At 44.8% G+C, this 14,707-nt stretch carries 10 protein-coding genes; 5 read left to right on the forward strand and 5 right to left on the reverse strand.

Translation table 11 applies throughout. The features are described from left to right. Nucleotides 1-152: 152 nt before the first annotated feature. Nucleotides 153-1,157 carry a catabolite repressor/activator gene (gene cra / locus F0251_RS19645; protein WP_171731651.1) on the reverse strand — a complete coding sequence of 335 codons (1,005 nt, stop codon included), beginning with the start codon at nt 1,155-1,157 and terminating at the stop codon, nt 153-155. A 374-nt stretch (nt 1,158-1,531) separates the two neighbouring features. Between cra and fruB the strand changes: the two genes are divergently transcribed. Genes fruB through fruA form a run of 3 tightly spaced genes read left to right on the forward strand, consistent with a single transcriptional unit; the run spans nt 1,532 to nt 5,431 of the window. After that, a complete protein-coding gene (gene fruB, locus F0251_RS19650; RefSeq protein WP_171731652.1) occupies nt 1,532-2,665 on the forward strand; it encodes a fused PTS fructose transporter subunit IIA/HPr protein in 1,134 nt (377 codons plus the stop codon). Between the two features lie 9 nt (nt 2,666-2,674). Then, complete coding sequence (gene pfkB / locus F0251_RS19655; protein WP_061031145.1) at nt 2,675-3,652, forward strand: 1-phosphofructokinase; 978 nt, start codon at nt 2,675-2,677, stop codon at nt 3,650-3,652. Between the two features lie 15 nt (nt 3,653-3,667). Beyond that, nucleotides 3,668-5,431, forward strand: a complete 1,764-nt coding sequence (fruA, locus tag F0251_RS19660; RefSeq protein WP_116870817.1) for a PTS fructose transporter subunit IIBC — start codon at nt 3,668-3,670, stop codon at nt 5,429-5,431. A gap of 145 nt (nt 5,432-5,576) precedes the next feature. Here the strand turns inward: fruA and F0251_RS19665 are convergent, their stop codons facing one another. The 3 genes from F0251_RS19665 to yghU all read right to left on the reverse strand — a co-directional run bounded on the left by F0251_RS19665 (nt 5,577) and on the right by yghU (nt 11,695). Further along, a complete protein-coding gene (locus tag F0251_RS19665) occupies nt 5,577-5,900 on the reverse strand; it encodes a DOPA 4,5-dioxygenase family protein (protein WP_171731653.1) in 324 nt (107 codons plus the stop codon). A 205-nt stretch (nt 5,901-6,105) separates the two neighbouring features. Continuing rightward, on the reverse strand, nt 6,106-10,593 hold the full coding sequence (locus F0251_RS19670) for an SslE/AcfD family lipoprotein zinc metalloprotease (protein WP_171731654.1): 4,488 nt from the start codon (nt 10,591-10,593) through the stop codon (nt 6,106-6,108). A gap of 244 nt (nt 10,594-10,837) precedes the next feature. Beyond that, the gene (gene yghU / locus F0251_RS19675) at nt 10,838-11,695 is read right to left on the reverse strand and encodes a glutathione-dependent disulfide-bond oxidoreductase (RefSeq protein WP_171731655.1); all 858 of its coding nucleotides are present in this window, start codon (nt 11,693-11,695) and stop codon (nt 10,838-10,840) included. A gap of 274 nt (nt 11,696-11,969) precedes the next feature. Here yghU and F0251_RS19680 point away from each other — a divergent pair, with 274 nt between their 5' ends. Next, nucleotides 11,970-12,314, forward strand: a complete 345-nt coding sequence (locus tag F0251_RS19680; protein ID WP_004740276.1) for a YajD family HNH nuclease — start codon at nt 11,970-11,972, stop codon at nt 12,312-12,314. A 137-nt stretch (nt 12,315-12,451) separates the two neighbouring features. Here the strand turns inward: F0251_RS19680 and F0251_RS19685 are convergent, their stop codons facing one another. Then, nucleotides 12,452-12,832 carry an NADH:ubiquinone oxidoreductase gene (locus F0251_RS19685; RefSeq protein WP_105023277.1) on the reverse strand — a complete coding sequence of 127 codons (381 nt, stop codon included), beginning with the start codon at nt 12,830-12,832 and terminating at the stop codon, nt 12,452-12,454. Between the two features lie 596 nt (nt 12,833-13,428). Here F0251_RS19685 and F0251_RS19690 point away from each other — a divergent pair. After that, a complete protein-coding gene (locus F0251_RS19690) occupies nt 13,429-14,664 on the forward strand; it encodes an OFA family MFS transporter (protein ID WP_061031150.1) in 1,236 nt (411 codons plus the stop codon). The last annotated feature ends 43 nt before the right edge of the window (nt 14,665-14,707 follow it).

Raw genomic sequence — 14,707 nt, forward strand, 5'->3', positions numbered from 1 at the left:
ATATACATTAGGTTAAGTGCACTGATCAGACCAAGACATATGCATTCCCAAAACTGATCCATCCCACATGCAACTGATAACTATCACCCATAAAAAAAGCCTCAGTACCTTAAAAGTCACTGAGGCTCTCTTAAACTTGAATCGTCGGCGCGTTAAGTACGTTTCACTAAACTTCTCGGCACCAATTCAATGCCCGACTGGTAACGTTTTGCTGAAGCGTTCAACGCCAAAGCAAACGCGCTGTCTGCAATGACCTCAAATTGCTGCGGCAGTGAGTGAACCTTAAAGGGTAAGAAATCCAATAATCGGTTATCACCAAAAGTCGCCAACTTCACTTGATTGATCAGCTCTGGTTTTTCAACCATCACATCCAATACACCTTCTAGTAAGGTATAAGACATAGTCACAATCGCATCAGGAACTGTGCCTTTAGCAATCCACTCTTCAAACACTTGTCGACCGGATTCACGATCAAAGTGCTCACCGTACCCCACAACCATCGGCTTGTTTTCTGTTAGCCCTGTTTGTTGAGTATGCGCTTTATTTGCGGCTTCAAAACCTAGCTGACGTTCGCGTGAGATATTTAAATCAGGCAGTGCACCTATCAAACCAACACTATGAATACTGTCATCAAGAATCGAATGCGTCAGTTCAAAGGCGGCTTCGAAATCTTCACTGATCACGCAGGCAAAATGTTCATCGTCTAACGGACGGTCAATCGCAATCACAGGCGTGCCCGAGTTTTGCAACTTCAAGTAAAACTCGTTAGCGTCTGGCATAGAACTCGCCACCAGCAAAGCATCAATACGACGGCTCACCAACGCTTCCGCTACTTTACGTTCAGTTTCGGCGTCATCATCAGAACAACCAATCAGGATTTGATAGCCCACTTTACGTGAGTTCTGCTCTATCAATTTTGCCAAGCGCGCGTAACTGCTGTTTTCCAGGTCAGGAATAATCAAACCAAATGAACGGCTATTACCAGCGCGCAGCGACGAAGCAGCATGGTCTGGACGGTAGTTATACTCGTCTACCACCGCCATTACTTTCTGCTGAGTCTTCTCGCTGATTCTGTATTTTTGCGCCTTGCCGTTAATCACGTAACTGGCCGTGGTTTTCGACACACCGGCTAGTTTGGCAATCTCATCTAGTGTCATATGGGTGACCTGTATTTTGTGCGTAGGATCATATTACCAATCTTCTGATCCTTGGATTAGTTGAATTATATGCTGAATCGATTCAGTATAAAAGCTGAAAGGATTCAGCAAAATCTGAAAAGTGACTTCAATCATCCTTTTGAATGGATTGAGCGTCATTTGTCGTGATTCAACTTCTCGTTATGAACGAAACTGAAATTACGACACGCAGCAAAACTATTTTGGTTAACAGAACTGGCTTTGCTGAATTTTTTTACACTGAATGCTGAACCGATTCAGCCAAGATAAAACAAAGAGCAAGCGACGAGTAAATATTGCTCTAGACTGAATCGTAGCGATACACAAATTCTCAAGCGATACGCTAAAGAGGCACCATGCTTAAATTATCAAAATCTGACATCACTCTTGGTCAAACGGCCGATGACAAATTCAAAGCTATCCAGAACATTGCTGGCGACCTAACCGCGAAAGGCTTAGTGGACTCTGGCTACGTTGAAGGAATGCTGAACCGTGAAAACCAGAACTCTACGTTCCTAGGCAACGGCATCGCGATTCCTCACGGCACCACTGACACGCGTAGCCTAGTAAAAGAGACGGGCGTTGCAGTACACCACTTCCCTGAAGGTATTGATTGGGCAGACGGCAACCGTGTTTACGTAGCAATTGGTATTGCAGCGAAATCTGACGAGCACTTAGGCATCCTTAAGCAGCTAACGAAAGTGCTAGCGGCGGACGGTGTTGAAGATAAATTAAAGCAAGCGAAATCAGAAGACGAAATCATCGCCCTGCTAAACGGCGAAGTTCAGCTAGAAGCCGACCTAGACGCTTCTCTAGTTCAACTATTGTTCCCAGCAAGCGACATGGTTCAAATGTCGGCGGTAGCTGGCGGTCTTCTTAAGAACACAGGCTGTACTGACAACGCATTCGTTGCTGACCTAGTAACAAAAACACCGACTCATCTAGGCCAAGGCGTTTGGTTACTAGGTAGCGATAAAGGCGTAACGCGCACTGGCGTATCTTTTGTTTCTACAGCGAACGATTGTGAGTTCGAGGGTACACCAGTGAAAGCATTGGTGGCATTCGCGGCTTGCAACAGCGCGCACCAATCTATTCTGGCGAACCTAAGCAAAATGGTTTTCGAAGGTAAACAGCAACAACTGTTAACTGCTGACGTTGCACAAGTGATTGGTCTTCTTAAAGGTGAAGCGGTTTCTACAGCTTCTGAGGGTGATGACAACTGCGCAGTATTCAAGATCAAAAACGCACACGGACTACACGCTCGTCCGGGTGCAATGCTGGTTGCTGAAGCGAAGAAGTTCGAATCAACAATCCGCGTTTCAAACCTAGATGGCGACGGAAAAGAAGTGAACGCGAAGAGCTTGATGAAAGTGATCGCACTTGGCGTTAAACACGGCCACCAACTTCAGTTTGTTGCTGAAGGTGACGATGCAGCACAAGCACTTGAATCGATTGGCAAAGCTATCGCTTCAGGCCTTGGCGAAGGTTAAGGAATCGATATGTCTGATAAACAAATCAAAGCCGTTACTGTAACGCTAAACCCTGCCCTAGACCTGACCGGTGCTATCGACGCACTGAATGTTGGCTCGGTTAGCCTAGTGAATCAAGGTTCTCTGCACGCAGCAGGCAAAGGCGTAAACGTAGCAAAAGTACTTTCTGAGCTTGGCGCTAAAGTGACCGTAACAGGTTTCCTTGGTCGCAATAACGAAGAGGCCTTCTGCCAACTGTTCGAACAAATGAGCGCAACAGACCGTTTCATCCGTGTTGATGGCGCAACTCGCATCAACGTGAAACTGGTAGAGAACTCTGGTCAAGTAAGCGACATCAACTTCCCTGGTGTTCCTGTTAATGCTGACGCGATTAAAGCGTTTGAAGAAACTTTGCTAGAACTGGCTGAAACACACGATTATTTCGTGATTGCGGGCAGCTTGCCTCAAGGCGTATCACCAGAGCTGTGCGCTTCTTGGGTACAACGCTTACGTGACCTAGGCAAGAAGGTTCTTTTCGACAGCAGCCGTGATGCACTTAAAGCTGGTATCAATGCACAGCCTTGGTTGATAAAGCCGAACGATGAAGAGCTATCTCAGCTATTCAATGCAGAGCTGACAACACGTGACCAATGCCAACACGCAGGCCAAGCCCTAAGTGAAAAAGGCATCGATAACATCGTGGTATCTCTAGGTGCTGAAGGCGTTATGTGGCTGAACCAAGGTGAATGGTTACACGCTCAGCCACCACGCATGCAAGTAGTGAGCACAGTAGGCGCAGGCGACACCTTAGTTGCTGGTCTATGTTGGGGTCACATGCAGCAAATGCCAAAACCAGAACTTATCAAATTCGCAACCGCCCTATCTGCTCTAGCCGTTTCGCAGGTAGGTGTCGGTGTAACCAGCCAACAAGAGCTGGATTCAGTACTACAAAATATCCAATTACAGGTGCTTGGTGCTCCAACTAACCAGTTAGACACAAGCAAATAGGACAAAAGGTTTATTATGAATATTACCATTATCACAGCTTGCCCTAGTGGCGTAGCAAACAGCATCATCGCAGCAGGCTTGTTAGAGCAAGCAACAAAAGCACTGGGTTGGAACGCCGCTATTGAATGCCAATCAAGCGTGCTGCCTGAATCTCCAGTATCACAAGACGCTATCGACAGCAGCGACGTTGTGGTTATTGCAGCGAACACAAACGTTGATAAAACACGTTTCGTGGGCAAAAAAGTTTACCAAGCAGCTATCTCTGAGTGCACTTCAGATGCAAAAGCATTTCTAGAGAAAGCGGTAGCAGAAGCAACAGTATTAGACGCTTCTCAAGTTGAAAGCACTGCTGAAGTAACCGGTACTTCAGTAAACTCTTCTACAACAGCAAGCACAGGCAGCAAAAAGATCGTTGCGATTACTGCTTGTCCAACAGGTGTTGCACATACCTTCATGGCAGCGGAAGCGCTTGAAGCAGAAGGTAAACGCCTAGGTCACCAAATCAAAGTGGAAACTCGCGGCTCTGTAGGTGCGAAGAACCAACTAACAGACCAAGAAATCGCAGACGCTGATCTTGTTATCATCGCCGCCGACATCGACGTTCCACTGGATCGTTTCAATGGTAAGCCTCTTTACAAAACAACAACTGGCCCAGCTCTTAAGAAAACTAAGCAAGAAGTTGAGAAAGCGTTCGCTGAAGCTAAGCCATACCAACACACAGCCTCTTCTTCACAAGCAGCACCTGCTGATGAGAAAAAAGGCGTGTACAAGCACCTAATGACAGGTGTATCTCACATGCTTCCTGTGGTTGTTGCGGGTGGTTTGATCATCGCACTGTCTTTCGTATTCGGCATCGAAGCGTTTAAAGAAGAAGGCACACTAGCAGCTGCACTGATGACTATCGGTGGTGGTTCTGCATTCGCACTGATGATTCCTGTTCTTGCTGGTTTCATTGCATTCTCGATTGCTGACCGTCCTGGTCTGGCTCCTGGTCTAATCGGCGGTATGCTGGCTAGTTCAACAGGCGCAGGCTTCCTAGGTGGTATCGCGGCGGGTTTCATTGCAGGTTACTCTGCGAAGTTCATTGCCGACAAAGTTCAACTTCCACAATCTATGGAAGCGCTTAAACCAATCCTGATCATTCCGTTTATCGCGAGTTTGTTCACTGGTCTTGTGATGGTTTACATCGTAGGTGGTCCTGTTTCTGGCGTAATGAGCGCAATGACAGACTTCCTAAACAACATGGGTACGTCTAACGCGATTCTTCTAGGTGTGATTCTAGGTGCAATGATGTGTTTCGACCTTGGTGGCCCAGTAAACAAAGCCGCTTACACATTCGGTGTTGGTCTACTGGCTTCGCAAACTTACGCTCCAATGGCCGCTATCATGGCAGCTGGTATGGTTCCAGCTCTAGGTATGGGCCTTGCGACTTTCCTAGTGAAAGACAAGTTTGAAGCAGGCGAGCGTGAAGCGGGTAAAGCATCATTCGTTCTTGGCCTATGCTTCATCTCTGAAGGTGCGATTCCATTCGCAGCAAAAGACCCAATGCGTGTTATCCCAGCATGTATGGCAGGTGGTGCACTAACGGGTGCTCTATCAATGATGTTTGGTGCACAGCTGATGGCTCCACACGGCGGTCTATTCGTACTACTGATTCCTGGCGCTATCTCTCCAGTACTTATGTACCTAGTAGCGATTGCAGCAGGTACGCTAGTAACAGGCTTTGGCTACGCAGCACTTAAAAAGATGAGCGGCTCTAAAGTAACGGCAGAGGCTTAATCCCCCTACTCTGTTTAGATGACAAACAGAGACTCTTGATAAACTGTTCCTTGAAACAGAACAAAGGCTCCTCAATTGAGGAGCCTTTTTATTATTCGTGCATTTTCCGGTCGGAATGAGTTAAGTACAATATTGGTATATTTGATTAGCTACTTAGCGTTTCTTCAAAGACACCCAGCTCACGACCAAGCCAAATCGCGCGTACTGTGTGATCCAAAGTTTCTTCACCGCCAGTTACCGGGTGAATAAGCACCGACATATCGCCGCGTTCTTGCTCAAGCCACTCAACAATACCCGACTCTTTGTTAGCAAAGTGAATCTCAAACATCGGCATCTTATGTGGGCCAACCAAACGCTTGATTAATGGGAAAGTCTCTAACACATCTTTACGTTCTGAGAGGATTTTCTGACGCAGTGTTTCTGCCTGCTCTGCAAATCGCAAAGGGAAATAGATATGACCGTGGTACATGGCACCATCCTTTAGAATTATGATGCGAACAGTTTAACCTGCTTTCTCTAGCAAGGACAGCTAACCAATGGCAGCCGAAGTATTAAACATCATGTAGAAGACTGATCTAGCTGATAATTTCTAGAACATTGCGACAAAAACGCCACACGTAATCTAAGTGTGGCGTTTGTATCTAGGCTATAAAATGCCTTAGCAAGAGTTAGCGTTAGTAAATTGAATTAACATTCAAAGGGCTGTTCTTTGGTTTCTCTAGTTTTAACTGTTCAACCGCACTAAGACCTTTAGTGCTAATTCCGCCACTATAAGACTTAGAGCCATCAGCATTAGTCATTGAGGTTTCGCCCACGTTCCAAGCAACAAAGAAGTCACTTAAGTCATAGTTTGAAACATAAGAAGCGCACACCATCATTAAGTCTCCACCAGAAAGCCCAGTCTCGCTAGCACTACAATAGTTCGTATTCGAGTCGCCTTCTCTATCGCCTCGCGCTTTACGATGCATAAGCTTGAACATATTCCAGCCTTCATCTTCACCATACACATCAGATTGGCTTGCGCCGCGTGTATACCAATCATCAATTGCAAAGTTCGATTTCGCCCAGATTTTTAGCTGACCAAACATAACTAATCGTAAACCTGCATCACCATGCGACCACGCATGTTCATTATTAAGCTCCAACCATTTAGGCGCTTTCTTAATATCCGATTTAATGCGATCCATTTCAGGGTTTGCATTGCGACCCTCTAACTCCTGCATATACAACGCAAGAAGGTTATTGGTCACTTCTGTACTACCAGCCGCTAAGAAAGGAGCTGATGCTAAATTATGACCAACTTCATGCCACAACAGCCAGTCATTAACAGGGTTGGTTGGAATGTATGTCCGATTTGCGTTAAAGCTTGAATTCATCACTGGGTAACCAGAGTGAGCAGCACCAATCGAAATCTGGACGTCATTCACAAAACGATGGCGGAACGCCTTCAGTTCTGAATAAGTGAACCTACGGTGTAAACCATCGTTTTGTTTCTCATCACGCCCGTAGAAGTCACTTGCCGCTTCGGCGAATCGATTCATATCAGTTGCGAATTGGTTCAAATCAGCGGATTCTAGATTCCTGATTGGGGTCGTATAAATAAATGAACCCGTATCGATTTCTGCAATTGGAGCCTCTGCCGATTGAATAGAGTTAATCCACTCCCCCTCTTTCCACCAAGCCGCTTTTAACGCGCCATTAATGCTAAACGAAACTTCACCAAGCTCTTTTACTTTCGGTTGAATATAAATCAGGCCGCCATAAGGGGCTTTGAAATTTAAGCTCGAACCATTGTAATCGTAGCTGGTTTGCATACGTGGAGGACGTTTCAAACTCGTTTCGTGATTTGGCTTACCTGTAAGATCATCCGCCATCATCACAGTAATCGTAGCTGCCACGCCATCTTGAATGGTTACTTCTTGTAATTGAGGTGCCCACAAACCTGTCGATTGATTGTTTCCTGCCGAATACGTCACCGCTTTACTGTTGGTCTGAACCATTGCCGTACTTGACGAAGATGCCCCCGAAGTTCGACCCGGATACATTGTAGTATCAACAACGATTTCATGATCCCAGAATGAACGCCCCAACATGATACGAGTCAGAGGTTTCTCCATGTAATTTAATGGATAGCTAGGATTCAACTGTCCAGATAACTCACCTTCACCATGAATCATTCCATTAGCGACTAACGACGCTTTTAGGTCAACAGGACACTGTGCATCAATTGTGTCTGTTTGATGTAAGCCTTCGGTATAACAGTTAAGGAACTGAACAGCTTGCTTGAACCCCAACTCATCTTGTATGTCTGATTCAAAACGGTATGCGTTGTCATTCCACATCCAAACAGACAGGTTATCAAACGCTTGATTCAATTCGCTGTTAGACAGACGCTTACCTTGAGTGCCTTTCGTGCGATAGTAAACCTCGTGCTCGTAGAGCGCTGTAAAGTTAGAACCCAAGTTCACTGCTTTCACCATACTGTCGACAACGGTTTTACTCACTTCATAGCGATCGAAATCGGCTCTATGATAAGCACCGCGAACAGTCACACCGTCTCCAGAACGAGTCTCTATACAGTTAAATTCGTATTCATACTCGTTCTTACAAAGCTCAGTGCCAACGAATGCCGACTGCAGTTCTTTGATCGCCGCTTCACGCTCTTCTGCCGATTCAACAAAGATACGTGCGGATTTTGTCTCCATTACTGTTACACCAGACTCATCAAGCACTGGTTTCCCTTCAGGGTCTAACTTAGTAACCTCATAAGTCGGGATTTCAAACTTAATCTTGGACTCATCCTTGATCCACTCAACCGTACCATCTTGATTTACCGTGAATGGAGGCTCTCCTTGGTTATCTTGGAAACGCTCAAGAACCACCATTTCCTTTTCGCTCTTCACGTGAAGATTTGGATATGGATCTTGGCAGTAATAAGAGCTACCGCAGAAAGCTTGGTTTGTCGGCGTAACGTTTTCACCACCAAGAGATACACCTGCGGCATCTGCCAAGCGTCCAATAGGTTCAGGGTTTGTCGTTTGAATCGCATCCATAAATAAGATATTGCCACCGTTATTAACATAGTTGATAAGAGCGGTAATATCGTCTTGGCTTAAGTTCGGGTTATCCAAGTCAGCAACAAACTGGTTAGTCATGCCATCTTGAATCAACTTAGGGGGATATGCCTGAAGGATCAAAATCGGCGTAGTACTCGCATCCAAACCATCAAAGTCACCTGAACCACGCTTTTCTACTGATGCAAAACCATACTGAGGACTAACAAAAAACGTGTACTGCTTACCCATTGTGGAGTGGTGATAAGCCGAATAAGCTTGGTCAATATTGGTGACTGCACTCATCCCAGCAATAGGCAGACCATTATTGAACCACTCAAACAAGTTCGAGAAAAACAACCTCATGCTGCCTTGGTCATCATGCAGTAGGTTTTCGAACGTCGAAACAGTGCACTGTTGTTTGTTGCTATCGATGTGTAATGCGCGATTCGCCCAATAATTCTCTGGGCATGACAGAATACTTGGGTATAAGCCATTACCCATGAACACAACTTTACCTTTGCCTATCTCGCCTGCTGTAACGAATGGAAAACCATAAGTCGCGTTGCCTTCAGAGACTAAAGGAATCGGAGGCATCGAGATGCTTGGGTGTTGTGCGATGTAAGGCTTACCTTCACGAGTCCAAGCCTGTTGCTCACCAAAGTAAAGCTCACGGTTTTTATCAGTTCTTGGCATCACCACAGGGAATGCTCTGTTCGATATGTTTAGAGCTCGCATACCACGGGTATACCCCGTCGCACCGTAAAAGCTACCATTATCATTGAAGACATGAAATGTGGTGACGTTGTGGAAGATTTGCTGCAGAGACTCTGTAACATACTGACCAGAATCCATAGATAAAACGGCAGGTTGACGAACATAATCCATAAACTGAGGCGTTTGGCGCAGCTGCTCATCAATGACTGCCGTTAACCCTTGGCTAAACTGACCAACAAACTCATTAGGAAGTTCGAAGTCTGTACCCTCTATCATCCCCCCATTTGGCAGAGTTAGGTTGATCAACTCATTTATAACGTTAGGGTACTTTGAAAAGGTATCTTGGACTTCTTCAGATATCTCATAATAACTTACATGATCAACCGCGTAGCGCTCTAGTAATGACTGGATATTCGCTTTCTCTACCACATTATTGGTCACATCAGACAATTTATAAGCAATCTGATTACCCGTAATGGAGCCAAACTCAAACGTATCAATACCAAAAACAATTCTGTCGCCCCACAGGTACTCAAAGGTTCCCTCTTCATCCGTCACGCCCGTCGCGTTAGCCGAAAAGAAACTGATCCCAGAAATCGGCGTACCATTAGCGTCTGTAAGCTTACTACGAGTTAACACCTTGCCTTCAACACTTGGCTTATAAGCATAGGTAGACTCTGCATCTGCAGAAACAAAACCAGCGTTAAGGTTATTGTCCGCATTAGGGTCAACCGCAGGAACAACAGTTGTGTCTACGTGTGAACTAGGAGCCTTACCTACTTCATCGGTAGATTCTTCTTCTTTCGATGAAAAGTACGCATCGACAGCATCTTGATCATCAAGTTGCGAGAACACATCCTCAATATCAAAAGCATCCAGCTCTTTTAAACAGATAGCACTTTCAGTCTCACAAACATCAATTGATTCGAGTACCTTGGTAACGTTGTCTCCATGTAATTCTGTCAACTCAAATGCCGTATGAGGCGCATCATTTGAAATCGTGCTTTCTGTGACTTCAGGGAGAGAAGCCGTGAAATCACCTAAGATAAGGTGACCCAAGGTACAACTAAAACTCACGCCTTGTTTTACACTGAACGTTCCGTTTTCAAGATGTATGCCGTCACAGTACACATCTCCAGAAACAAACGCCCCGCTCGACAACAGTGAACCGATGTAAGTTGTTGGGGGAATAATATCTGTTGGTGGAATAATGTCAGTCGGCGGAAGGATATCCGTTGGTGGAACAATATCTGTCGGCGGAAGAATATCCGTTGGTGGAATAATGTCTGTTGGAGGAACCGTATCAGGGCCATCACTATAGCTTAGTGAGTCGTGATTACACCCGGAAAGAGCCGCGGATATGATAGCCAACGCAATTAAGTTTTTTTTCATTGAGCGAAGTTAGTCGTAATTTTAAATGGACCGTTATCTTATAGATTTACTCCGTCTCGATGACTATTGTTTTTTGTCTTAACCACAAAGGCAATTACTCATAAGCGATTGAATAAATTGCTTAAATTAAAGTAGAGCTAAAGACACAATTTTCGTTATTTTCTTATACTAGCTAAAGAAAAACGCCATACCTCTATCGAGATATGGCGTTTCGAAAAAATCATCAATGTTGTTCAAATCAAGGCTAAGGCTTAAGCTTTAAAACTCGGTCAATGTCTTCTGCAGAATGGCGCTCTGGTACTTGTTCCCACTCTTCGCCCCATGAGCGGTTAATAATACGACCGCGTTGGAAACCCTCTCGCGCTTCAAGCAACTTCGCCCAGCGAACGACATTAGTGTAAGACTCCACTTGTAAGAACTCAGCAGCATCATAAAGGTTACCGAGTACTAGGTTGCCATACCAAGGCCAAATCGCCATATCAGCGATAGTCAGCTCTTCTCCAGCAACAAAGGTACTGTTTGCTAACTGCTTGTCCAGTACGTCTAGTTGACGCTTAGCTTCCATCGCGAAACGGTTAATTGGGTACTCTTGCTTTTCATCTGCGTAAGCGTAGAAGTGACCAAAGCCGCCACCTAGGAATGGTGCTGAGCCTTGTGCCCAAAATAGCCAGTTAAACGTTTGAGAACGAGCAGCGCCCTCTTTCGGTAAGAAGTGACCAAACTTTTCAGCCAGATGAACAAGAATGGAAGCCGATTCAAAAACGTTCACATCTTCACTGCCAGACTTATCGACCAAAGCAGGAATTTTCGAGTTAGGATTTACGCCAACAAAACCAGAAGAGAATTGATCCGACTCTCCAATGTTGATCAAGTACGCATCATATTCAGCTTCTTTCACACCCGCGGCTAGTAGCTCTTCGAGCATGATGGTCACTTTTTGGCCATTAGGTGTGCCAAGAGAGTAGAGTTGCAGAGCATGTTCACCAACAGCCAGATCTTTGTCGAATCGAGCGCCAGATTCAGGACTATTAATATTTGCCCACTTGTTACCACCAGCAGCATCGTTAACCCACACTTTTGGTGGTGTGTATTGTTCTGACATGATATTTCCTTATTAGTATAGGGTCTTACCAACAGATATTAGGTCACATTTACTCGGTTAAAACCCCTCAATGCGTTTTCTTTTCAAACTGTTAAGCATGCCTTATTCCAGAAAGACATATCCAACATACAGCCCCCTTTGTCTTAGCGTTCACAAACCAGCCCAGCGTAAAATTGATGTTGGTTAAAGCAAAGTATCATTTAGTGACAACACCTCTAGAGCTTCAATAAAGCTGTGATAATATCGACTGATTACAACAAATAGGAATTTGGCAATGTCTTCAGATTACAATGGCTCAAGCGCGGCATACGCTCGCCAAGAGCAAGGTTACCGTGAGAAAGCACTCAAACTTTACCCTTGGGTTTGTGGTAAGTGTGCACGTGAATTTGTTTACTCGAACCTAAGAGAGCTGACGGTTCACCACGTCGACCACGACCACACCAATAACCCTGAAGACGGCAGTAACTGGGAACTATTGTGTCTTTACTGTCACGATCATGAACATTCTAAATACACAGACCACGAACGCTACGGTGTCGATGCCACGGCACGTTTAGACGACCACCAAACGGCGACACATAACCCGTTCGCGGATCTAGCGAAAATGATGAAAAAGTAAAACGCTCTTCATTCCTGGCTCGATAACAAGAAACCCCAGTATGTCGCCATATTGGGGTTTCTTTTATCTGAGGTCATATAGGTTCTCGCAGGATCAAAAAAGCCTTCCGAAGAAGGCTTTTGAAAATCTGTTTTAAACTATGCTGCAGCTTGCTTGCGAGACTCTTCAATCTGTTTCTCACGTTTCTTTAGTGTCAGCTTATCGCGGTAAGAGAACCACACGTAAGACACAACCACTAAGAAGAATAGGTAAGACAATGAGAAGATGAATGGTGACTGGATAATATCGTTAGAGATACCCCAAGACACACCTACCACTGTTACCGCGATTTTAGCAAAGAAGCCACACAGTAGAAGCACTAGAGCTAACTGAGGGAAACGTGTGCTGCGGAATGCAAGCCAGTAGCAACTTCCCACTGCAAGTGCTGCAATGTAGAAACCGAATAAGAAAGAATGAATATGATCAGCGGCTGCTACACCACCAGTAATCGACATCAGTAGAATTAAAAATAGTTTCATAACACTTGCCTCTTTGTAGACTAGAAACGCATCCTTTCAAATTTGAAATCTCAGTTTGCAGGCTATTTTCCCACTTTTTACGGACAAAACAAGCCCAAAAAACGAACAAATTGTAACCAACAAGAAACACAAAGCACCATGTTAACAATCAATTAACATTCATAAATTCAACAAACTAAGTCCCCTCTAGGGTTGTGGCGATTAATGTCCAATTTGATTTATTTTGTTACACAAAATTAACCGCAGAAATAATTTAAAATTAATTGCAATGATGTGATGACAGCACAGTTTGTAGGGGCACTAGCAGGAAGAGATTGGGTAAAAGCATGAATACTGGAGCCTAAACCAGCAAAGTGTACAAAAAAGAAAGGTGTTAACAACAACTGCAACACGCATAAAAAACAGTTCTTTAACAACTCAAGTTTAATTTTGATAAAAATGGAAAAAGAGATTCCAATCACATTTTTATTGGTTATAATCCGCGCTCTTTTGCGCTATCTGTTGATAAACGCAAACTAATTTTGAAGAAACAATCACAATAACCCGTCTTTAGTCCTGTGGCTCTCACTAGACCAAAGACAAAACTGAGAATAAAAATGAGCAAGATTGATAAAGCTACACGTATCCTGCTAGCAGGCTTCTGTATCAACCTTTGTCTTGGCATCCTGTATGCTTGGAGTGTATTTAACAAAGCCCTACAAGGTGAAGGCTGGTCTGCAGCTGAAGCATCAGCACCATACGCGACTGCAACAATCACATTCTCTATCTGTCTTCTTGTTGCTGGTATCCTACAAGACCGCATGGGTCCACGTAAGATCCTAATTCTTGGTACAGCTCTTACTGGCCTTGGCATGATCGCATCTGGTTTTGCGACTTCTCCACTAATGCTAAACATCACATTCGGTGTGATGGCAGGCGCTGGTATCGGCTTCGGTTACGCATGTCTTTCTCCTTCTGCAATGAAGTGGTTCCACCCTTCTAAGAAAGGTATGGTTAACGGTCTTATCGCAGCAGGCTTCGGTCTAGCGGCAATTTACCTTGCTCCAGTTACTGCTGCTCTTATCGAGAGCATGGGCATCCAAACAAGCTTTAAGATTCTTGGTGTTGGTGTACTAGCAATCGCTGTACCTCTAGCAGCAACAATAAACAACCCACCAGCGGGTTACGCTCCAGCTGAACCAAAAGTAAAAGCTGGCCAAGCTCCAAAAGCTGTTAAGAAGAGCGAAGACTTATCTTGGAAAGTAATGCTGAAGACTCCTCAGTTCTACTCTCTATGGATCATGTACGCATTCGCAGCTTCTGTTGGTCTAATGATCATCGGTAACATCACAAGTATCGCAAGCGCACAAGCAAACCTACCGAACGCGGTTTACCTTGCTTCTATCCTTGCTGTATTTAACTCAGGCGGTCGTGTTGCTGCTGGTATGCTTGCTGACAAAATCGGTGGCGTTCGTACTCTTCTACTTGCGTTCATTCTGCAAGGTGCAAACATGGCGCTATTCGCTACGTTTAACACTGAGTTCACGCTAATCATCGGTACTGCAGTAGCAGCGGTTGGTTACGGTACTCTACTAGCAGTATTCCCAACGCTTACAGCTGAGTTCTACGGCCTTAAAAACTACGGTACTAACTACGGCGTGCTTTACACGGCATGGGGTATCGGTGGTGCAATCGGTACAGCGGTTGTTGGTTACTCGATGACTAACGGCGACAGCTACGGCCTTGCTTACACTATTTCTGCAGCAATGATGGCAGTATGTATTGTTCTAGCAATCATCACTAAGCCAATGTCTGAAGCGAAAGCGGCTGAGCTAAAAGCATCTCAAGCTTAATCTGATAAAAGATTGAATTTGAAAAGAAAGAGCTTAACCTTAG

The organism is Vibrio sp. 070316B, assembly GCF_013114115.1.
Taxonomy (GTDB): Bacteria; Pseudomonadota; Gammaproteobacteria; order Enterobacterales; family Vibrionaceae; genus Vibrio; species Vibrio chagasii_B.

What these genes read in the sequence shown, in the direction of transcription:
- cra (WP_171731651.1), bottom strand. Translation starts at nt 1,157, where the DNA reads ATGACACTAGATGAGATTGCCAAACTAGCCGGTGTGTCGAAAACCACG.
- fruB (WP_171731652.1), top strand. Translation starts at nt 1,532, where the DNA reads ATGCTTAAATTATCAAAATCTGACATCACTCTTGGTCAAACGGCCGAT.
- pfkB (WP_061031145.1), top strand. Translation starts at nt 2,675, where the DNA reads ATGTCTGATAAACAAATCAAAGCCGTTACTGTAACGCTAAACCCTGCC.
- fruA (WP_116870817.1), top strand. Translation starts at nt 3,668, where the DNA reads ATGAATATTACCATTATCACAGCTTGCCCTAGTGGCGTAGCAAACAGC.
- F0251_RS19665 (WP_171731653.1), bottom strand. Translation starts at nt 5,900, where the DNA reads ATGTACCACGGTCATATCTATTTCCCTTTGCGATTTGCAGAGCAGGCA.
- F0251_RS19670 (WP_171731654.1), bottom strand. Translation starts at nt 10,593, where the DNA reads ATGAAAAAAAACTTAATTGCGTTGGCTATCATATCCGCGGCTCTTTCC.
- yghU (WP_171731655.1), bottom strand. Translation starts at nt 11,695, where the DNA reads ATGTCAGAACAATACACACCACCAAAAGTGTGGGTTAACGATGCTGCT.
- F0251_RS19680 (WP_004740276.1), top strand. Translation starts at nt 11,970, where the DNA reads ATGTCTTCAGATTACAATGGCTCAAGCGCGGCATACGCTCGCCAAGAG.
- F0251_RS19685 (WP_105023277.1), bottom strand. Translation starts at nt 12,832, where the DNA reads ATGAAACTATTTTTAATTCTACTGATGTCGATTACTGGTGGTGTAGCA.
- F0251_RS19690 (WP_061031150.1), top strand. Translation starts at nt 13,429, where the DNA reads ATGAGCAAGATTGATAAAGCTACACGTATCCTGCTAGCAGGCTTCTGT.